Below are 22,352 nucleotides of genomic sequence, written 5' to 3' on the forward strand. Positions count from 1 at the left end.
GTTTGACGCGCGTCAAGCGCTCCGCCGAACGCCCATTGCTGACGGGCAGTATCCATTATGATTCGCTCTTCACCGCTGTACCAGAAGAAGAGGGATCCCATGGAGCTCCTGTGGCCGGCATTGATAGGCGTCACCCCGTGTCTGTTTGCGCTATGGTATGGCGAAACGCGCGCGCGCGTGCTGCGCCGGCGCTGCGCGCATTTGCAAAGCGCGTTGGAAACCCAGCGCGACACCGAAATGCGGCTCGACTTCATCGCCCATCACGACTGCCTGACCGGCCTGCCCAACCGCCTGCAATTCCAGCTGCGGCTGGAACACGGCGTGGCCTACGCGCGGCGCCACAAAAGCCTGCTGGCGGTGCTGTTCGTCGACATCGATCATTTCAAACATATCAACGACACGCTCGGCCACGACGCCGGCGACCAGGTGCTGGTGCAGTTCTCGCAGCGGCTGCGCCAATGCGTGCGCGAGGTCGATACCGTGGCGCGCCAGGGCGGCGACGAGTTCATCCTGTTGCTGACGGAGCTGCGCGAGGCCGACGACGCGCGCCAGGTAGCCGAGAAGATCATCGCCGCCATCGGCGCCCCGTTCACCATCCACGGCGAGTCGCTGCCGGTGGCCGCCAGCGTCGGCGTGGCGGTCTACCCGGATGACGACGAGAGCATCGAAGACTTGGTCGAGAAGGCCGACCTGGCGATGTACGCGGCCAAGCAGCGCGGCAAGGGCACCAGCGTGCGCTTCCTGCCGAGCATGCAGGTGAAGGCATACTCGCGGCTGATCCTGGAGACCGCGCTCCGGCACGCGCTCGACCACAAGGAATTCGTGCTGGCCTACCAGCCCAGGCTCGACCTGCGCGAACAGCGCATCACCGGCGTCAAGGCGCTGCTGCGCTGGAACCACCCGGAGCTCGGCCTGGTGATGCCGCTCGATTTCCTGCCGGTGCTCGAGGAGAGTGCGCTGATCCTGCCGGTCGGCGCCTGGGTGCTGGCGACGGCGGCGGCGCAGGCGCGATTGTGGATGGACCGCGGACTGCCGCTGACGGTGTCGGTGCATTTGTCGCCGCGCCAGTTCTACCAGAAGGACATCGCCCAGACCTTCGCCGCGATACTGGAGCAAGCCGGCGTGCCGGGCCACCTGATCGAGCTGGAAATCACCGAAGGCATGCTGATCGACCGTAACCAGAATTGCGAGGGCACCTTGCGGCGCTTGAAGGAGCTCGGCGTGCGCATCTCGATCAGCGATTTTGGCACCGGCTACGCCTCGCTCAATTATCTGCGGCGCTTCCCGGTTGACGTGGTAAAGATCGACAAGGGCTTTATCGACGAGCTGCAGGGTGCGCGCCAGCCCGCCGACATGCTTGATGGCCCGAAGGCCGCCAACACGGCCGCCGCCAAGGGCGCGGCAGACGGCGCCATGGTGCGCGCCATCATCGCCATGGCCCACACGCTGAACATGCGGGTGATCGCCGGCGGCGTCGAAACCGGCGATCAGCTGGCGCGCTTGATGGCGATGGACTGCGACGAAGCGTTCGGCTTCTGCCTCAGCCCCGCCGTCTCGCCCGGCGAGGTGGAGACCTTGCTGGCCAACCGCGGCCGGTGCATCGAGTTGATCACTTCGTAGGGGCGAAGAACCAGGTAAGCGGCAGGTGCACGCGCGCCGCCCACGACTTTTCGTTGTGGACGCCATCGGGCGACTCGTAAAAATACAAATCCTCATCCAGCTTGTAGCCTTGCGCCAGCATGGCGTCGCGCATTTTCAGCGTGTGCTCGATGCCGTCTTTTTTGGAACCGGCGTCGAGGTAGAACTTGACCGGCTGCCGCGCGGGGACGTTTTTCATGAACGCGCCGTCATTCCACCAGAATGAACCCGATACGCCCCCGGCCTTGGCGAAGATCTCCGGATGCCGTTGGGCGATATACACCGAGGCCAGTCCGCCCAGCGAGGAACCCATGATGGCCGTGTGCTCGCGGCCGGGCAGGGTGCGCAGGTTGGCGTCGGCCCACGGCTTGACCGTATCGACGATGAAGGCCATGTAGGCGTCGATTTTGCCACCGCCGTGTTTCGGATCGCAGCAGGGCGTGTATTCGTCCATGCGGTCCTTGGTGTTGTCGATGCCGACCACGATGGCCGGCTCGATGGCGCCGCTGGCGATCAGGCGGTCCATCGTGATGCCGATATCCCATGCGACGCCGAAAGCGGCGGTCCTGGCGTCGAACAGGTTTTGGCCGTCGTGCATGTAGAGTACCGGATAGCGGCGCTGCGGATTGGCTTCGTAACCCGGCGGCAGGTAGATGCGCAGATTGCGGCTGTTGCCCAGTTGCGGCGACGCGAAATTTTCGACGATGCGGATGGTGCCGGCCGGCGCGGGCGCGGCGGCCGCGTCGGCGCCAGCGCTGGCCCCGGCATCGGCGCCGGCCTGCGGTGCCACCGGCATGACGCGCACGCCGTGGATGTCGAACTTGTTCGACGGTCCCTTCACGCCACCGGCGTCGCTGTAGGTGGTGTTACTTTTCAGGTAGGTCATGTTGTAGTGGTCCTCCAGTTCCAAGCGGTAGCTGCCGGCCTTCAGCACGGCGCGGATCGGCGTCGAATACGACGGGCCTGCCTGCTCCGGCGAGTGCGGCAACTGCACCACGCCGCCGGCCACGATCTTGCCGCTGTTGTCCTTCAATGACAGCCATTTTACGCCGCCGCTGATGCCCAGGTTGATCTGGTGCGCGGTGTTGCGGTACTCGATCTGCAGCGCATAGCTGCCGTCGCGCGCCACCTTGATGTCGTTCACCGCAAACTTGTCCGCCGGCGCGCCCCAGCCGGCGATGCGTCCGCCGCTGGCGGCAATGCCGGACTGGATGCGGGCGTCGGCGGCGCCGATTTCGAGGCCCGCTTCGAGGCACACCGGCGCGCTGTGGTGGCTGCGGTTGCCGGAACCGCTATACATCGCCTCCACCGCGTAGCACAGATTTTCGCCATCGCCCTTGCCGGGTCGTGGCGCGCGGCGATCGGCCCACTTGCGCGCCGTGATGCGTTGCGTCGCCAGTTCGCCGTTGCGGTAGATGTTGTAGACCACACCCTTGCTCGCGCCGGGATGCGCTATGTGCAGGGTGGGGAAGCCGTAGCTGCCCCGTTCCAGCTTGGCGATGCGCGGCTCGGATGGCGCGTACACCGACGGATCTTCGGCCAGCGGTTTTGCGCGGACGTCGCGCTTCTCCTGCCGTCCTGGCAGCAGCTCGCCCAAACGGATGTCGATCTGGTTGTCGTCGGCCAGCGCCGACCAATCCAGCGATTGGGTGGCGGCCTTGCCGTTCACCGTCACGCTGTCGACCGCGTAGTAACCTTGCGTGCCGGATGGCGCGGCGGCGGGCAGCAGCAGACGCACGCGCAGGCGTTTGCCGCGCACCTTCAGGTTGTCCAGCGTCGCTACGTCGGTGCCGGCGAAGGCTTCGCGGCGCAGCTTGGCCGTAACGAAAGGCCGGAGCGCGATGCCGCTGTCGATCGTCCGCACGCCGAATACCTCGCCCACCACCATGCCGAGATAGGCGCCCACGGACCAGAGTTGGCGGCGCGAGTTGACCACCGGTCCGCTCAGGTCGACCTGCTTGCCGTCCACCTTGCGCTTATCCTCCAGCATCGGTTGACCGGAGATCCATTCCAGATTCTCCATATTGGACAGGTTCAGCGCGGCGCCGCGCATCAGCGTGTCGTAGGCCGCGTCGGCCACCGCCACGTTGCCGTGCATGGCCGCCGCCTTGAGGCCATAGGCCGTCACGAAAGGCCACATGGCGCGGTTGTGATAGACGGCCATGCCGGCCTGCTGCGGGAAGATCACCGGCGCGCCGAGCGGACCATGCGGATAGCGCGCCAGGATGCTTTGCGCCTGCCGTTCGTCGGCGATGCCGGTGACGATGGCGAGCGACTGTCCCAGCCAGTCGTACTTGTACAGCGGCGCGCCGTCGAAGTGGCCGGCGGTCAGGCTGCTGTACATGCCGGTGTCGGCCTGCCAGAAGCGCTGGTTGATGACGCGCTTCAAATCCGCCGCCCACGCCGCGTACTTGACGGCCAGCGCCTTGTCGCCTTGTTCCGCCGCCAGTTGCGCGGCCAGTGTCAGCGCCTTGTAATGGCCGGCGTTGGTCGACAAGGCCTTCGATGTCGCCATGCTGGCCAGGTCGCCCGGTATCCAGGCCGCATAGCTTTGATCGCGCCAGTCGAGGAACGATTCTTCGCCGTTGTACAGGCCATCGGCGCGGTCGTAGACGGCGATTCTGTCGTTTTCCAGGGTGTTGGTCAGCGCCTTGAGCGCGGTGGCGGCGAACGCGCGGCGCTCGTCCGGCGCCAGCGCCTTGAGCGCCTCGTCGGCGCCGAAGGCCCAGCTGACACGGTCGGTGCTGACCGGCCAGCTGCCGCCGCTGCCGGTGTCCTGAATGATTTGCAGGCCGTCCGCGCTGCCGGCGACGTGCGCGCCCGGCTGCACGCCATCGCGGTAGCCGGACAGCTTGAACAGCAGCGAGTTGCGCACGCGTTGCGGATCCAGCATGCCAAGGCCCAGCGACGCGGCGTAGGACAGGTCGCGGGTCCACACGTAGTGCCATAACTCGCCGGTTTCGAAGCACTCGCAGGGAATGGCGTTGCCGCCGTTGTAGCTGCCGTCGCGGATTTCGCTGACGGCGTCCTGCTTCATCTCGACACCGGCCAGCGCGAACAGCGCGTCGAAGGCCAGGGTGCCGCTGCGCACCGTCGGCAGGGCCGCCGATTCCTGATAGGTGATTTGTTGCTTGCCGCCTTCGCGCACGCGCATCGTGGTCGCCTGCGTGTAGCTGCGCAGCGCTGCGTTGGCATCCGGCGTCGCATAGCGGACGGTCTCCTGCTTGCCGTCCCAGGTCGGATAGTTGGCGGTGGCTGTCGTTGCGGCCGATGCCAGCGAGACGAGGGACATGGCGGCGCACAGCGCGGTCAGGCGAAAACTCATTGTTGTATCTCCAGTGTCATGCTTTTCTTTATAGATATCCACGGTGGGCGTTACGTAGTCGTACTACAACAGCCGGTTTCGCGTCTCGAACCGGGTATGTTATCCCCCGGGCCGGGAAATTCCCTGTATTGACGACACGACCAAGCAGAGCGCTACCGCGAAATTTACTCGAAATACAAAAATCTTGTGGTTTTTCGGCAGCGTGACGAAATAGCGCGCATTTTCGCGGCCTGCGACGGCGCCGGCATGCCGACAACTCAGCAGTAAACTGACATTTGCTTTCAAAAACACGTCGTTTTTTCGGAAAATATGTAGTTCTACTACATATGATTCGGCATGACCCTGTAGTGGAAATACAACGGCAAACGCATCTTCATAGGGAGGCCGCTTGCCTCCAAGCCCCGCAATCCGTAGGTAAACAGAAGTTCAATTGACAGTGAATCTAGTTTTAGTACAAAATTCTTGCCAGAACGTCTTGAGAACGTCAGCTTTTCCTTGGATTCCCGTGTAGTTGTGACGCCCCGATGCGGTGCGCCTGATGTTGCGGGAAATTAATTTATGTCGTGTTGAGGGGACATTGAATGAGTATTTTCGCAAATAAGCGCAGCAAGACCGCTGCATTTCCACTAAAGCCGGTCGCAGCGGGATGCGCTTTGTTTGTCGCCGCGTTGGCCAGCCCGGCCTACGCGCAGACCACCGCCGACGCGCCGGCGGCGACCGATGCGCCGATCGCGTCCGTCGTCGTGTCCGGTATCCGTCGCGGTATCGAGGGCGCGATCTCGGTCAAGAAGGATTCCAGCTCCATCGTCGAGGCCATCTCGGCCGAAGACATCGGCAAGCTGCCGGACGTCTCCATCGCCGAATCGATCTCGCGCCTGCCAGGCCTGGCCGCCCAGCGCGTCGCCGGCCGTGCCCAGGTCATCAGCGTTCGCGGCCTGTCGCCCGACTTTTCGACCACCTTGTTGAACGGCCGCGAGCAGGTCAGCACCGGCGACAACCGCAGTGTCGAGTTCGATCAATACCCGTCCGAGCTGATGAGCGGCGTGACCGTCTACAAAACCCCTGACGCCGGCCTGGTCGGCCAGGGCCTGTCCGGCACCATCGACATGCAAACCGTGCGTCCGCTGAACTTCTCCAGCCGCACCGTGGCGTTGAACGCCCGTGGCGAGAAGAATTCGCTGGGCAAAATCGGCAACGCGAAAGACACCGGCAACCGCTTCAGCGCCAGCTACATCGACCAGTTCGCCGACCGCACGATCGGTATCGCGCTCGGCTACGCGCGCCTGGAGACCCCGATCCTGTCGAATGAAACCGGCCTCTACGAGCCATGGAAACGTGATGCGCGCAACGGCCTGCCGGCCGGCACCTTCGCCTCGAACGGCATCAAGGCCGTGGCCCGCAGCGGCGAGAACCAGCGCGACGGCGTCATGGGCGTGCTGCAATACCGTCCGAACAAGCAATGGACCAGCATCCTGGACGTATACGCGTCGCGCTTCAAGGCCGAGGAAACCGCCAACCAGCTGGAAATCTCGCTGGAACAGAGCGAATCGAACTACAACCCGGTGCAGGTCAACAACGGCACCATCGCCGGCGGCACGCTCAACAACGTGCGTCCATTGGTGCGCGGCATGTACAACAAGCGCAAGGACGATATCCGCGCGCTGGGCTGGAGCAATGAATTCCGCAACAACGACTTCACCATCTTCGCCGACCTGAACTACTCGAAAGCCAAGCGCAACGAAACCGGCCTGGAAAACAATCTGCAATACAGCAACGGCGGCGCATCGGCCCTGCTCGACAAGGTCAGCCTGGGCTACGGCAATGGCGGCTACTCGCGCCTGACCACCGGCCTCGATTACAGCAACCCGGCCAACCTGTTCGTCGGCAACACCATCTACGGCTCCGGCTACGGCAAGGTGCCGAGCGTGGAGGACGAACTGAAGGGCGCCAAGCTGACCGCCAACGTGCGTGCCGGCGGCGATCTGGAAAAAGTGTTCTCGAGCTTCGACTTCGGCGTCAACTACGCCGACCGCAGCAAGAGCAAGCGCCAGGCGGAAGGCGCCATCAACCTGGTCGGCGCGCCGATCGCCGTGCCGGGCAGCCTGCAGTATGGCAACGCGGACCTCGGCTTCGCCGGCGCCGGCTCGATTCCGACCTGGAACGTGCCGGGCATGGTCAGCCAGTTCATGTCGTTCCAGCCGAGCGAAGACCTGACCTACCTGATCCCGAAAGCGTGGACGGTCAACGAGAAAGTCGTGACCAGCTTCGCCAAGGCCAACATCGAGACGGAACTGAGCCCGACGGTGAGCCTGCGCGGTAACGTTGGCGTGCAGATGCAGAACACCACCCAGTCGTCCGACTCGCGCTATGTCGACAACAGCGCCCCGGCCGGCAGCCAGATCAAGCCGGTCCACGACGGCAAGAGCTACACCGACTTCCTGCCGAGCCTGAACCTGGCGTTCGGCTTCGAACACGACCAGACCGTGCGTTTCGGCCTGGCCAAGCAACTGGCGCGCCCACGGGTGGACCAGCTGCGTTCGGCGCTGGAAATCAACGTCGACACCGCCAAGCGCGAGCCGAGCGCCAGCGGCGGCAATGCCCGCCTGGACCCATGGCGCGCCAAGGCGGTCGACATTTCGTACGAGAAGTATTTCGCCAAGAAGGCGTATGTCGCCGCCGCCGCGTTCTTCAAGAAGCTGGATACCTACATCTTCACGCAGACCAAGGAATACGATTTCTCCAACTACTTCCCGGCAGGTTTCGTGACGGCCGATGGCCTGCCGCTGAACCGCCGCACCGGTAACTACACCGCCGCCTATAACGGCAACGGTGGCATCCTCAAGGGTGTGGAGCTGTCCGGCTCGATGCCGCTGAACATGCTGACCCCGGTGCTCGACGGCTTCGGTGTGAGCGCCAGCGCCACCTACACCGACAGCAAGATCGCCATTGAAGATCCAAGCGGCAGCATCGGTTCGAACATCCCGCTGCCGGGCCTGTCGAAGCGCACCACCAATCTGACCGCTTACTACGAGAAGAATGGGTTTGAAACGCGCATCAGCCAGCGTCGTCGTTCCGACTTCGTCGGCGAGATCGGCAACTTCTCGAACGACCGCGCGCTGCGTTATGTGGTGGGTGAGAATGTCGTCGACTTCCAGATCGGCTACACCTTCAACAGCGGTGCGATGAAGGGTGTTGGCTTGGTTCTGCAGGTCAACAACCTGCGCAACGCCGCGTATGAAACCTATAACGGCGACCGCGCCCAGCAGCTGGAATACGCGAAGTATGGCCGCACCGTGATCGCTGGCGTGAACTACAAGTTCTAAACCGGTAGTATCTGAGCTCTTCAGCCCTCGCCAGCGCAAGCCGGCGAGGGTTTTTTTCTTATGGCTCAGGAGTTTATTTCTGGGCGGCGGCGAAGGCGGCGTTTTGCTGGTCCAGCCACGTTTTCAGCGGCGCGAAGTACTCCAGCAGCGCGCCGCCGTCGATCTTGTCCTCGCCCGATATCGCCTTCAGCGCTTCCGGCCATGGCTTGCTGGCGCCCATCGCCAGCATCTGCTGCAGCTTGGCGCCGGCCTTGGCGTTGTCGTACACCGAGCAGCGGTTCAGCGGACCTGTATAACCGGCCTCGCGGCACAGCGCGCGGTGGAACTGGAACTGCAGCATGTCGGCGAGGAAGTAGCGCGCGTACGGCACGTCCGCCGCCACGTGATACTTGGCGCCGGCATCGAAACCGCCGGCCACCATCGCGGCCGGGCGCTTCATCCCCATGTATTGCTCGCGTAACTGCCACCAGGTTTTGTCGTAGTCATCCGGCTTGGTCTTGCCGGCATAGACATCCCAGCGCCACTTGTCCACCGAGTAGGCGAACGGCAGGATCGCGACCTTCGACAGCGCGCGCTTCAGCAGGTCGCCGACATCGGCGTCGGCTTCCGGCGCTTGCTCCATCAGCCCGACCTTCTTCAGATAATCCGGCGTGATCGACAGCGCCACCGTGTCGCCGATCGCTTCGTGGAAGCCGTCGTTGGCGCCATTGCGGAACAGGAAGGGCTGCTTGTTATAGGCCAGGAAGTAGTAGACGTGACCCAGCTCGTGGTGGATGACCGTGAAGTCCTCCGCCGTCGGCGTGATGCACATCTTGATGCGCACGTCGTCCTTTTCATTCAGCGGCCAGGCGGAGGCGTGGCAGACGACGTCGCGGTCGCGCGGCTTGGTCAGCAGCGAGCGTTCCCAGAACGTGGCCGGCAGCTTCTGCATGCCCAGCGAGGTGTAGAAACGCTCGGCGTATTGCGTCATCTGCTTGGCGTCGGTCTTGCGCGCTTCCAGTACCTTGGTCAGGTCGTAGCCGCTGGCGCCCGTTTTCGGCTTAAGGATCGGGTACAGGTTGTCCCAGCTCTGGCTCCACATATTGCCGAACAGGTGAGACGGAATAGGGCCGGTCAGCGGCACCACGTCCGGGCCGTAGGTTTCGCGCAGCTTGTAGCGGGTGTACGTGTGCAGCGATTCGTACAGCGGCTTGACCTGCTGCCACAGGCGCTCCATTTCGGCGGCGAAGGCTTCCGGCGGCATGTCGTACTGCGCGCGCCACATGGCGCCGGTGTCGGCAAAGCCCATCTGCTTGGCGCCCTTGTTCGACAGCGCGATGTATTCGGTGTACTTGTTTTTGTACGAAGGCGATTGCGCGTGCCAGCCCAGCCACATTTCCTTGAGCTTGGGCTCTTCGCGGCTGTTCGCCAGCACCTTTTCCATCTCGCCCAGCGCCATGCAGGCGTCGCCGGTGCCGTCGTCCTTCTTGACGCAGTATTTGGCCTTGCCGTAGGCGCCGTTCATCGCCGCCTGCAGCTGGGCGTATTGTTCGCGCTCCTTCGGATCGGCGAAGACCAGCGTTTGCTGCAGCAGCATCAGCTTGCGCGCCGATTCCGCCGGCAGTTTCAGGCCGTTGAAACGGCGCGCGCCGATCGCCGCTTCGCCGGACGCCGTCAGATAGCGCTCGGCGAAGTAGGAGGCGATCGCCTCGGTGTCATCGGTGATGAAGTTGGAACCGACCCAGGCGCCGCGCGCCTGTTCGTTGTTGAGCTTGTTGAGGCGTTCTTCCGTGTCGGCCAAAAAGCGTTCCGCTTCGGCGACGGTGGGTTTTTTTGCGGGGGCGGCCAGCGCGGTAACGCTGACGGCTGTCATGGCGGAAGCCGCCAGCAGCGTGCTGATAATTTTTGGTGTCAAGTGCATCTCCCTGGGTAGTCTTGTCGGCCATCGAATCCTCTGAGTCGATGGCCAGCAATCATACACGCTTACAGGGCGATGGAGACCGTCCGCGAAGGCATGGCGTTGGGTGGCAGCACCAGTGTCAGCAGCTTGCTGCCGGCGTCCCAGGCGAAGGTCGTCACCTTGCCGTCGACGCGCACCGATGCCGGCTTGGCGCCGACGTTATGCACCGTCAGGTCGACGCTGCGTTCCGGCCGGCGCCAGTTGTCGCCGATGGCCGAGTCGATGCTGATCGACAGGCCGCGCCGATACACCTTGCTGGTGAAGGTCACCAGCTCGTACTTGCCATGCTCGAACGCTTGCGCGGTCAGGCCGTCGTCGTCATACAGTTTGCCGGTGGCGGTTTTCACCGACGCGTCGTGGTAGTAGTGCAGCTCGATGTTCTTGGTCGTGTAGTCGCGCGTCGTCTGCACCACGCGCGTCATCGGGATGAAGGCGCCGGCGCGCACGTACACCGGCACGTGGTCGGGGCTTAGTTTCACCGAGCGGGTGGCGCCGCCGGCCTGGCGCTCGCCGGTATAGAAGTCGAACCACGCGGCGGTGGCGGGGAAGTAGACGTCGGCCTTGGTGGCGCCGGCCTTCATCACCGGCGTGACCAGGAAGTCCTTGCCCCACAAGTAGGTCGACGACATCGCCCGGACCTTGGCGTTGCCCGGTTCCTCGTACACCATGGGGCGCATCAGCGGCAGCCCTTTCTGGTTGTTGTCGAAGGCGAGCGTGTAGTTATATGGCAGCAGGCGATAACGCATGCGGATGGCGTCGCGCGCCAGCGCCTTGGTTCTGTTGTCGCGGAAGACCGGCTCCGATGGCACTTCCTCCTGCGCGTGCGGGCGGAACACCGGCTGGAATACGCCGTACTGCAGCCAGCGCGCATATAGCTCGTTGTCCAGCACCGGGTTGGCGAAGCCGCCCAGGTCCGAGTGCATATAGCCGGCGCCCTGCATCCCCATTTGCAGCGAGATCTCCGGCTGCGATTGCAGTCCGGCCCAGCTGCGGTCCACATCGCCCGACCACGGGATGATGCCGTAGCGCTGCGTGCCGGAGTAGCCGGCGCGCATCAGGATGAACGGACGCTCGGTGGGGAAGTCCTTTTCGTAACCCTCTGCCACCAGCTTGGCCCATTGATGGCCGTAGATGTTGTGGACGTCGTCGGCGCTGCCGGTGGCGTGGCGCATCTCGGTCGGATGCAGCTCCGGTTCGCCCAGGTCGCCCCAGACGCCGGTCACGCCTTGCAGGCGCAGGTCGCGGTAGATATTCCACAGCCAGTCCTTGCCGGGCTGGCCGAAGATGTCGATCAGGCCCGTATGGCCGAAGAAGAAGTCATAGGCCAGCGGCTTTCCATTGGCGTCGGTGCCGAGGATCTTCTTGTCGACCGCTTCCTTCCAGCGGCTGGAGGTGTCGACGACGAACGGTTCGCTGATGACCACCGTCTGCACGCCTTTTTGCTTGAAGTCCGAGATCATGCCGATAGGGTTGGGGAAGTTGTCCGCATCCCAGGCCAGGTTGCCCATCGTGCCCTTGACCTCTTTGCCGAACCAGTACAGATCGAAGACGATGGCGTCGAGCGGGATGTCGTCGGCGATGAACTTGTCGACCACCGCGCGCGCTTCCGTTTCGCTATGGTAGCCGAAGCGCATCGCGAAGTTACCGAAGGCCCAGCGCGGCGGCATCGGCTGCTTGCCGGTCAGGTAGGTATAGTTGTCGACCACGTCCTCCCATTTGTCGCCGGCGACGATTTGATAGGTCTTGCGGCCGCCGATGGTTTCCCAGCGCAGGCTGTTGTCCTTCTTGCTGTCGAAATCGAGGTAGCCGGTGCGGGTGTTGTCGAAATGGAGCGCGTACAGTTTCGACGACAGCGCGATCGGCATGCCGTAGTTAAGCTGCTTCGATGTCGCGCCGTAGCCGTAGTCCGCCTTGTTATACAGCGTGAAGCGGTTGCCGCGCCGGTTCATGCCGACCGCGCGCGCACCTGCGCCATACAACGCTTCGTCCTTGTCGAGCGCGAATTCGATCGCCTCCAGCACGCGCGGCGCGCCCTTGTTGATATCCTTGCTGCCGGTCGCGACGTCGTCGGTGACCTTCATGTAGCCCTTCTTTTCCGCGACCAGCTGCTTGCCCTTGTACGCGTACGAAATCTGGAACGGCGACTTGGTGACCGTGACCACCAGGCCCGGTGTCGCGTATTCGATCTTGTCTGCCTTCTCCGAGAACGAGGTGGTCACCGCCGCCGGCGCCAGCACCACCGCGTGCGAGGCCGGATCGGCCGTTTCGCCCTCGGGGATGAAGGTGGTTTCGATGATGCTGCGGGTGTAGGGCTTGATCAGGTAAACGCCGTCGCTGGTGCGCACTTCCATGAAGCCGCCATGCAGCTTGGCGCTGGCGAAGATGCGGCCGGCGTTCTGCGCCAGCGCGGACGGGGTGTGGCCGGCAAACATGGTGAATAGTGCTAATGGCAAAACGGCAAGTTTAACGAAGGGATTGCTTGTCATGTCGGTTAAAAGTCTCGTGATGTGTAATGTTCTGTTGTTTGGCTACATTTGGCGACGAAATTTGGTCCAAGGTGCGCCGTTTAGCGTTATTTTACCTTGGTATCCTTTCAATTGACACACATGGGGTGTCGTGTTATTTTGCTACAAATTTCAATAATCGGGACGCGTCGCATGAAATCTTCCAGCAGCAAGCCCATACTGTCGTTCTGGCAGCTATGGAATATGAGCTTTGGCTTTTTCGGTATCCAGTTCGGCTTCGCGCTGCAGAATGCTAACACCAGCCGGATTTTCTCCACGCTCGGCGCCAATCCCGACGATTTATCGCTGTATTGGCTGGCTGCCCCGGTCACCGGTCTGCTGGTGCAACCCATCATCGGCTACCTGAGCGACAATACCTGGCACCCGCTGTGGGGCCGCCGCCGTCCGTTCTTCTTCATCGGCGCGGTGCTGGCGTCGCTGGCGCTGTTCCTGATGCCGAATTCCTCGGCGCTGTGGATGGCGGTGATCGTGCTGTGGATGCTCGACGCCGCGATCAACGTCTCGATGGAACCGTTCCGCGCTTTTGTCGGCGACAAGCTCGGACCGTCGCAGCAGACCGCCGGCTTCGCGATGCAAACCTTCTTCATCGGCTGGGGCGCGGTGATCGCCTCGCTGCTGCCGACCATCTTTGCCGACTATCTCGGCGTGAGCAATGTGCCGGTCAACGGCGCGATACCGGACACCGTGCGCTATTCGTTCTACGCCGGCGGCGCGATTTACATGCTCGCCGTGATGTGGACCGTGCTGACGGCGAAGGAAGAACCGCCGAGCGACCTGGAAGCGTTCCGCGCCGAGCAGCAGCGCAGCCGTGGCCTGGTCCACGCGCTGACGGAGATCTTCAGCGGCTTTGGCAAAATGCCGAAGACGATGGTGCAGCTGGCGGCGGTGCAGTTCTTCACCTGGATCGGCCTGTTCGCGATGTGGATCTACACCACCAACGCCATCGGCGAAAGCGTCTACGGCACCACCGACGCGCAATCGGCCGCCTTCCAGCAGGCCGGCAACCACGTCGGCGTGATGTTCGCCGTCTACAGCGGCGTGTCCGCGCTGGCCGCGTTCATCCTGCCGGTGTTCGCGCGCCACACCAGCCGCAAGGTCGTGCACATGACTTGCCTGGCCATCGGCGGCGCGAGCCTGATCAGCCTTTTCGCGATCCAGGATCCGAACATGGCCTTCGTGCCGATGATCGGCGTCGGCATCGCTTGGGCCAGCATCTTGACCATGCCGTACGCGATCCTGGCCGGCGCGCTGCCCGCCAACCGCATGGGCTACTACATGGGCGTGTTCAATTTCTTCATCGTGATTCCGCAGATCGTCAGCGGCCTGCTGCTCGGCTTCATGACCAAGCAGGTGTTCGACGGCCACGCCGTCAAGACCCTGATGCTGGGCGGCGTGTGCATGCTGGTGGCGGCGGTTTTGACGATGTCCGTCCAGGATAACGCGGACCCCAAGGGCTGATGATGTAATATTGTTCGTGAGACAAGTATGTTGTGCGACGCGATTTGGCCGGAACAGGTACAACCGTCGCAGCGCGGTGACGCGTGATTGGGCGGAATTGCAACCCGTCGTTGTCACCCGATGTCACCAATTTGTCATTCTTATCCACCCGGAGCGAACATGAGCATTCAGACAGTCACCACCACACCTTTCCCCGGCCAGCGGCCGGGGACTTCCGGCCTGCGGAAAAAAGTCACCGTCTTCCAGCAGCCGTCCTATCTTGAGAATTTCGTGCAAAGCGTGTTCGATACGCTGGGCGATGTCGCCGGTAAGACGCTGGTGGTCGGCGGCGATGGCCGCTTCCACAACCGCGAGGCGGTGCAGGTCATCCTGCGCATGGCGGCGGCGCACGGCTTTGCCAAGGTGCTGGTGGGCCAGGGCGGCATCCTGTCGACACCCGCCGTCAGCTGCGTGATCCGCAAGCACGCGGCGCTCGGCGGCATTGTGCTGTCGGCCAGCCATAATCCGGGCGGACCGGATGGCGACTTCGGCATCAAGTACAACATCGCCAACGGCGGTCCCGCGCCGGAGAGCGTGACCGAGGCGATCTTCCAGCGCACCGAGACGCTCACCGCCTACCGCATCAGCGACGCCGCCGCCATCGACCTGAATAAAATCGGCGCCTCGCGCATCGAGCAGATGGACGTCGAAGTGATCGACTCCGTGGCCGACTACGCGGAACTGATGCAGGAGCTGTTCGATTTCGACGCCATCAAAAAACTGTTCGGCGGCGGCTTCCGCATGTGCTTTGACGGCATGTCCGCCGTCTCCGGCCCTTACGCAAAAGCGATCCTGGAAGGGATGCTGGGCGCGCCGGCCGGCACCGTCATCAACGGCGAGCCGCTGGAGGACTTCGGCGGCCACCATCCGGACCCGAACCCCGTCAACGCCGCCCAGCTGATCGAGCTGATGGCCGCCGACGACGCGCCGGATTTCGGCGCCGCCTCTGACGGCGACGGCGACCGCAACATGATCGTCGGCCGCAAGTTCGACGTCACGCCGTCGGACAGCCTGGCCGTGCTGGCCGCGAACGCGACGCTGGCGCCGGGCTACAAGGCCGGCCTGAAAGGCATCGCCCGTTCGATGCCGACGTCGCAGGCGTCGGACCGCGTGGCCGCCGCGCTGGGCATCCCGAGTTTCGAGACGCCGACCGGCTGGAAGTTCTTCGGCAACCTGCTCGACGCCGGCCAGGCGACGCTGTGCGGCGAAGAGAGCTACGGCACCGGCTCGGACCATATCCGCGAAAAGGACGGCCTGTGGGCCGTGCTGTTCTGGCTTAACCTGCTGGCCGTCACCGGCAAGTCGGTCGAGCAGCTGGTCGGCGAGCATTGGGCGCGCTTCGGCCGCAATTACTATTCGCGTCACGACTACGAGGGCGTGCCGGTCGAAGGCGCCAATGAGCTGATGGATTCGCTGCGCATCAAGCTGGCGACCTTGAAGGGCACGGACCTGGGCCACTACGTCGTCGATTTCGCCGACGATTTCGAATACACCGATCCGATCGACGGTTCGGTGTCGAAGAAGCAGGGCATCCGCATCGTCATGACCAACGGCTCGCGCATCGTGTTCCGTTTGTCGGGCACCGGTACGGAAGGGGCGACCTTGCGCGTTTATCTGGAACGCTACGAGGACGATCCTGCCATGCACCACCTGCCTACCCAGCAGGCGCTTTCCGCATTGATCTTGATCGCCGAGCAGGTCGGCGGCATTGAAGGATGGACCGGACGCGCGCGTCCGACCGTCACTACATAACTACATAGGACGACAGCATGGAATGGACGAAGTGGAGTAAACGTACGACTCTTGCAATGGCTTTGGCGATGGCCTTCGGCGCGCCGGCATTGGCCGCAGAGCCGTTGGCAAAATCGGTGGCTAAATCGCCGACACCGCCGGCGGCCGCAAAAAAACCATTCCTGTGGGAGAACGCCACAGTCTATTTCCTGCTGACGGACCGCTTCAACAACGCCTTCACCGGCAATGACCTGGCCTATGGCCGCAACGCCGACGCCGCGCCGCTGCGCGGATTCATGGGCGGCGACCTGGCCGGCATCACCAACAAGATCAACGACGGCTATTTCGACAGCCTGGGCGTGAACGCGATCTGGCTCACGCCGCCGGTGGAGCAGATCCACGAAGGCACCGACGAAGGCACCGGCAAGTCCTACGGCTTCCACGGCTACTGGGCGAAAGACTTCACCGCCGTCGACGCCAACCTGGGCACCGAAACCGATTTCCGCAATTTCGTCGAGGCCGCGCACGCGCGCGGCATCCGCGTCATCCTCGACGTGGTGATGAACCACATCGGTCCGGAGACGACGATCGACAAGGCATGGCCGCAGCAGTGGGTGCGCACCGAGCCGGCGTGCACGCACAAGGACGCGAAGACCACCATCGAATGCACCTTGGTGAAGAACCTGCCCGACGTGCGCACCGACAGCAACGAGGAGGTCGAGCTGCCGCCGCAGCTGGTGGAAAAGTGGCGTCGCGAAGGCCGCTATACGCAGGAGGTCAAGGAACTCGACGAGTTCTTCAAGCGCACCGGCTATCCGCGCGCGCCGCGTTATTACCTGATGAAGTGGCACGCCGACTGGATACGCAAGTTCGGCGTGGACGGCTTCCGCGCGGACACCGTCAAACACGTCGAGGCGGGGGTGTGGAAGGAATTGCGCACCGTGGCCGATGCCGCGTTCGAGGACTGGAAGCGCGCCAATCCGGACAAGAAGCTCGGCGACGACAAGTTCTACATGACGGCGGAAGTCTACAACTACGATATCGCCCACGGCCAGAATTACGACCTGGGTGGGCAGAGCGCGAATTACTATCAAAACGGCTTCGATAGCCTGATCAACTTCGGCCTGGTACGCGATGCGAACAAGGATTACGAGGCGCTGTTCAGCAGCTACTCGAATGCGCTGCATGGCGGCGTCTTGAACGGCTACTCGGTGCTGAACTATCTCGATTCGCACGACTACGACCAGCCGTTCGACCGCGAGCGCAAAAAGCCGTTCGAGAGCGCGACCAAGCTGCTGCTGGCGCCCGGCGCCGCGCAGATTTACTACGGTGACGAAACCGCGCGCAAGCTCGATCAGGCCGACGCGGTGGGCGATGCCAAGCTGCGGACGTTCATGAATTGGGATGAGCTGGAGCAGAACACCGCGCGCGACGGCTACAAGATCGCCGACGTGCGCGCGCACTGGAGCAAGCTGGGCCTGTTCCGCCAGGCGCACGTGGCGGTGGGGGCGGGCGTGCACCAGCAGCTGCAAGCCAAGCCGTATGTATTCAAGCGGACGTACGACAAGGGTGGGCTGCGCGACAAGGTTGTCGTGGCACTGGACCTGCCGACCGATAAGGCCAGCACGATCAATGTGCACGGCGTGTTCGCCAATGGCCAGAAGGTCAGGGACTACTATTCGGGCAAGACGGCGGTGGTCAAAGGCGGCAAAGTCGGTTTCGGCACGCGCAACGCGATCGTGCTGATCGGGCAATAACGGGGGGCTCGGGAACTCGAATCCTGTCTAAACCACGTAGGGCGGATTAGGCGGAACGCCGTAATCCGCCAATGCATGGGCCGTCGAAACGCATGCATGGCGGATTACGCTTCGCTAATCCGCCCTACGTGTCTCCACGGTGTCTAACGCGCCTGGTGGCGGCGGCGCGACGCCGCCGTGTTAACCTTCGGCCGCGTCAGCGAGCACAATGCGCGCGCCTCGCGCCGGGGAGTGCTCGCGGCGACCGCATCGTCCCACGCGCTGCTGTCGCGGCACCACGCCGCGAAGGCTTCCACCTCCAGCGGACGCGCGAACAAATACCCCTGCGCCTCGTCGCAGCCGGCCGAGCGCAGGAACGCCAGCACGTCGCCGCGCTCAACGCCTTCCGCCACCACGCGGTGTCCCAAATCCTGCGACATCGTGATCATGGTCTTGACCAGACCCTGTTGACGATAGTCGTCCTCCAGACCGAGGATGAACGACTGGTCGATCTTGACCACATTGGCGGGCATGCGCTGCAGGTACGACAGGCTGCTGTAGCCGGTGCCGAAGTCGTCGATCGCCAGGTGCACGCCGGTGCCGGCCAGCGCTTCGAGCATGGCGTTGGCCTTGACCGGCTGCTCCATGATGGCGCTTTCGGTGATCTCCAGCTCCAGGCATTCCGGCGGCAGCCCATATTGTTCCAATCCGGCGACCACACGGTCGGCCAGGTCCGGCTCCAGCAGATTGGAGGCCGAGACGTTGAGCGACAGCTGCAGCGCCAGGCCGGCCTTGCGCCATGCCTGCTGCTGGCGCAAGGCCCGGTTCAGCACCCAGGCCGTCGTCGCCTGGGCCAGGCCGGAGCGTTCGATGATGGGAATGAATTCGCCGGGACCGATCGGGCCAAGCGTCGGGTGGGTCCAGCGCAGCAACGCCTCGGCGCCGATGCATTCGCCGCTGGCGATGTCGATCCGCGGCTGGTACACCAGCCGCAGTTGATCGCGGCTGGTCAGCGCCGCCGCGAAGTCGTTGAGCAGGTCGAAGCGGCGCTGATACAAGCGGTCTTCAACCGCCGAATACACGGCGACATGGGTGGTCTTGTCGAAGGCGTCTTGCGCGGCGCTTTGCGCCTGTCGCAGCACGTTCAAGCCATCGGCCGTACCGACTTCGAACGGCGTGACGCCGATCGACGGCGTGGTGACGAACCGCAGCTTGCTGATGCTGACGCCGATCTCCAATTTCTCTTCCAGGATCGGCAAATAGTTTTCGAGCTTTACGCCAGGCTCGGACAGCAGCGCGAACTGCATGGCGGCGACGTGATAGACCTTGCGGTGCGGCCCCGTCTCGGCGCGTATCCAGGCCGCCGAATCGATCACCAGTTCGTCGAGGAAGGTTGGATTGAGCGCGCGCACGGCGTGCGACATCTGGCCGGGGGTGGCCAGGTTGATCAGTACCGCCAGCCGCTGCTCGTTGGCGGGGCGGTCGCGCTGCATATCCTGGAAGTCTTCGATGAACTGGTTGCGGTTCGGCAGGCCACTGAGCGGGTCCATGCGGCCCAGCGAGTGGTGCATTTCGATCTGCGCCATGACCATGGCGGCGAGGTCGGACAGGATGTCGAGTTCCGCCTGCGTGGTCTCGCGCGGCTCGGTGCCAAGCACGCACATCGCGCCCAGGCAGTAGCCATCGACGGTGGTCAGCGGCGCGCCGGCGTAGTAGCGGATGCCGCTGGCGGCCAGCGGGCTGTCGCGGAAGGCCGCATCGCTCAGCAAATCCGGGATCACCAGCACGCTGCTGCTGTCGGCCACTTCGCCGCACGGCGCTTGCAGGCGCGGGATCGAGGTGTGCTCGACGCCGACGCGCGACTTGAACCATTGACGGTCGGCGTCCGTCAGCGACACCGCCGCAATCGGCAGGTCGAACAGGCGCGCGGCCATGCGGGTGATGCGGTCGAAGGCGTCGCTGGGCGGCGTGTCGAGCAGGTTGAGTTTATTGAGCGCCTCCAGCCGGCGCGCTTCGTTGAGTTGGCAAGAAATAGTCATGGTCCGGTCATTCGTTAATTGGTTGACAAGGTGCTATTCAATGCGGGGTGAGGCACTGGCGGGCGCGCGTGACGGGAGGGTCACAGGCGCCTGTTGAACGGCAAGAGGTGAGCGTGTCTAAGGCTCTGCGGCTCTAAGGTTGTTTGCAATAAGGAAAACATTATTGCGCTGATGAAATAAATCATAGCACGATTTTTAAATCGCTGCGCGCGATGCGCGTAAAAATTGCTCTGCGACAAATACGCGAGGGGGGAAACAGGGGCGGGAAGAGGCCCGCCCTGTGGCTTTATTGATACTGCGGATCGGTGGAGAGGGAATAGGGCGCGTCGGCCGGTGATGTCGCGCGCCGTGTTTCTGGCCGGGCCGCCATGTCGAAGTCCAGGGTGGCGCCGCGCGTCAGGTCCGCGTGACCGAGCCAGTTCTTCGACGTGGCCTTGCCGTCGACCTTCAGCGCGCGCACGTAACGCTTGCTGTCGCTGTTGGCGGGTGCGTTGATGACGATGGTTTTTCCGTTCTCCAGCTTCAGCGTCGCCTTTTTAAACAGCGGCGCGCCCACCACGTACTGCGGCACCGCCGGGGTGACAGGGTAGAAGCCGAGCGCGGAGAAAACGTACCACGCCGAGGTCTGGCCGTTGTCCTCGTCGCCGCAGTAGCCGTCCGGCGTCGGTTTGTACATGCGGTTCATCGTCTCGCGCACCCAGTACTGGGTTTTCCATGGCGCGCCGGCGTAGCCGTACAGGTAGATCATATGCTGGATCGGCTGGTTGCCATGCGCGTACTGGCCCATGTTCGCAATCTGCATTTCGCGGATCTCGTGGATCACGGCCTTGTAGTAGCTCTCGTCGTAAATCGGCGGCAGCGTGAACACTTCATCGAGCCTGGCGACGAACTTGTCGCGCCCGCCCATCAGCTCTATCAGCCCGTTCACGTCCTGGAACACCGACCAGGTGTAGTGCCAGCTGTTCCCTTCGGTGAAGGCGTCGCCCCATTTGAAGGGGTTGAACGGCGACTGGAAGGTGCCATCCTTGTTCTTGCCGCGCATCAGACCCGTCTCCGGGTCGAACAGTTTTTTGTAGTTCAGCGCGCGCTGGCCGTAGATGGCGATCTCGGAGCGCGGCTTGCCCAGCGCCTTGCCCAACTGGTAGATGGCGAAATCGTCGTACGCGTATTCGAGCGTGCGGGCGGCGTTTTCGTCGATCTTGACATCGTAGGGCACGTAGCCCAAATCATTGTAATAGCGGACGCCGGCGCGGCCGACGGCGCTCATCGGCCCTTCGTTGTCGGCGCCGTGCTTGAGCGCCTGCCACAGCGTTTCGATGTCGTAGCCGCGCAGGCCCTTGATGTACGCCTCCGCCACGACGGAGGCGGAGTTATTCCCGATCATGACGTTGGCATAGCCGGGACTCGACCACTCGGGCAGCCAGCCGCCCTCCTTGAAGTCGTTGACCAGGCCCGCCTGCATTTCGCGGTTGATCGACGGGTACATCAGATTGAGGAAGGGGTAGAGCGCGCGGAAGGTATCCCAGAAGCCGGTGCCGGCGAACATATAGCCCGGCAGGACCTGGCCGTTGTAAGGACTCCAATGGACTATCCGGTTGCCGGCGTCGATCTCGTAGAGCTTATTCGGGAAGAACAAGGTGCGATACAGGCTGGAATAGAAGGTGCGCGTCTGCTCCTCGCTGCCGCCTTCGACGCTGATGCGGCCCAGCGTCTTGTTCCAGATATCCCTGCCTTTTTGCGCGGTCGTGTCGAAGCTGTCGTCGGCCAGTTCACGCTTGAGGTTCAACTCCGCCTGTTCCTCGCTGATGAAGGAGGAGGCCACCTTCATGCCGACCTTCTCGCCTTTGGCGGTCTTGAAGCCGACCAGCGCGCCGGCATGGTCGGCCGCCAGTTCCAATAGGTCGCCGGCCAGCTGGTCGCCGTTCCACAGCCTGGTGGAGGCGAATGGCTTGTCGAAGTGGATGACGAAATAGTTTTTGAAGTTCTTGGGCAGCGGACCGCGCGCGTGGCGGGTGCTGTAGCCGACGATTTTGCGTTCGGCCGGAATGACCTTGATGTACGAGCCTTTGTCGTAGGCGTCCACCACCACGTAGGCTTCGTCGGTTTGCGGAAAGGTGAAGCGGAATTGCGCGGCGCGCTCGGTCGGTGTGATTTCGGTCGTCACGTCGGCGTCGGCCAGGTAGACGCTGTAGTAGTAAGGCTTGGCCACTTCGGCCTTGTGCGAGAACCAGCTGGCGCGGTCGTCCTGCGTGAATTTGGGTTTGCCGCCCGCCTGGCCGACCACGGGCATGATGGCGAACTGGCCGTAGTCGTTCATCCACGGCGACGGTTGGTGCGTTTGCTTGAAGCCGCGGATCTTGTCGGCGTCGTAGGTGTAGGTCCAGCCGTGGCCCATCTTGCCGGTTTGCGGCGTCCAGAAATTCATCCCCCACGGCAGGGCGATGGTCGGGTAGGTGTTGCCGTTGGAGAGTTCGGGCTTGCTGGCGGTGCCCATCAGTGGATTGACCCAGTCGACTGGTTCGACAACGGGCGCCGCCGATGCCGATCCGGCTAGCGCGAACAACACAGCCGGCAAATAAAGTAAGTTCAGTTTCATGAT

Annotated in this window: 10 protein-coding genes; 5 read left to right on the top strand and 5 right to left on the bottom strand. The window is 63.3% G+C overall.

The window, feature by feature from the left end:
* The first annotated feature begins 99 nt into the window (after nucleotides 1–99).
* Nucleotides 100–1,620, top strand: coding sequence for an EAL domain-containing protein (locus NHH73_07165; GenBank protein USX28053.1), 1,521 nt, complete (start codon nucleotides 100–102; stop codon nucleotides 1,618–1,620).
* On the opposite strand, the gene NHH73_07170 is transcribed toward NHH73_07165, so the two are convergent.
* Nucleotides 1,610–4,963, bottom strand: coding sequence for an alpha/beta hydrolase-fold protein (locus tag NHH73_07170; GenBank protein USX28054.1), 3,354 nt, complete (start codon nucleotides 4,961–4,963; stop codon nucleotides 1,610–1,612). The two genes, NHH73_07165 and NHH73_07170, sit on opposite strands and share 11 nt — an antisense overlap.
* A 581-nt stretch (nucleotides 4,964–5,544) precedes the next feature.
* On the opposite strand from NHH73_07170, the gene NHH73_07175 reads away from it, so the two are divergent.
* Nucleotides 5,545–8,286 (top strand): TonB-dependent receptor, encoded by a 2,742-nt coding sequence (locus tag NHH73_07175; GenBank protein ID USX28055.1) that lies wholly within the window; start codon nucleotides 5,545–5,547, stop codon nucleotides 8,284–8,286.
* Nucleotides 8,287–8,359: 73 nt separating this feature from the next.
* Here NHH73_07175 and NHH73_07180 read toward each other — a convergent pair whose 3' ends face one another.
* Together NHH73_07180 and NHH73_07185 are read right to left on the bottom strand one after the other, a co-directional pair.
* A complete protein-coding gene (locus NHH73_07180; protein ID USX28056.1) occupies nucleotides 8,360–10,186 on the bottom strand; it encodes a M2 family metallopeptidase in 1,827 nt (608 codons plus the stop codon).
* 62 nt (nucleotides 10,187–10,248) lie between these two features.
* Nucleotides 10,249–12,657 (bottom strand): DUF4968 domain-containing protein, encoded by a 2,409-nt coding sequence (locus NHH73_07185; protein USX28057.1) that lies wholly within the window; start codon nucleotides 12,655–12,657, stop codon nucleotides 10,249–10,251.
* Between the two features lie 225 nt (nucleotides 12,658–12,882).
* Here NHH73_07185 and NHH73_07190 point away from each other — a divergent pair, with 225 nt between their 5' ends.
* From NHH73_07190 to NHH73_07200, 3 genes are all read left to right on the top strand, one after another.
* The gene (locus tag NHH73_07190; GenBank protein ID USX28058.1) at nucleotides 12,883–14,208 is read left to right on the top strand and encodes an MFS transporter; all 1,326 of its coding nucleotides are present in this window, start codon (nucleotides 12,883–12,885) and stop codon (nucleotides 14,206–14,208) included.
* Between the two features lie 159 nt (nucleotides 14,209–14,367).
* Complete coding sequence (locus NHH73_07195) at nucleotides 14,368–15,999, top strand: alpha-D-glucose phosphate-specific phosphoglucomutase (protein ID USX28059.1); 1,632 nt, start codon at nucleotides 14,368–14,370, stop codon at nucleotides 15,997–15,999.
* A gap of 56 nt (nucleotides 16,000–16,055) precedes the next feature.
* Nucleotides 16,056–17,735: an alpha-amylase family glycosyl hydrolase gene (locus NHH73_07200; protein ID USX28060.1), complete on the top strand. Its 1,680-nt coding sequence runs from the start codon at nucleotides 16,056–16,058 to the stop codon at nucleotides 17,733–17,735.
* Between the two features lie 143 nt (nucleotides 17,736–17,878).
* Here the strand turns inward: NHH73_07200 and NHH73_07205 are convergent, their stop codons facing one another.
* Entirely contained in the window at nucleotides 17,879–19,753 is a 1,875-nt protein-coding gene (locus NHH73_07205; GenBank protein USX28061.1) for a sensor domain-containing phosphodiesterase, read from the bottom strand.
* Between the two features lie 286 nt (nucleotides 19,754–20,039).
* Nucleotides 20,040–22,349 carry a GH92 family glycosyl hydrolase gene (locus NHH73_07210; GenBank protein ID USX28062.1) on the bottom strand — a complete coding sequence of 770 codons (2,310 nt, stop codon included), beginning with the start codon at nucleotides 22,347–22,349 and terminating at the stop codon, nucleotides 20,040–20,042.
* Nucleotides 22,350–22,352 lie beyond the last annotated feature (3 nt).

The sequence above is a fragment of the Oxalobacteraceae bacterium OTU3CINTB1 genome (assembly GCA_024123955.1).
Classification (GTDB): Bacteria; Pseudomonadota; Gammaproteobacteria; order Burkholderiales; family Burkholderiaceae_D; genus Rugamonas.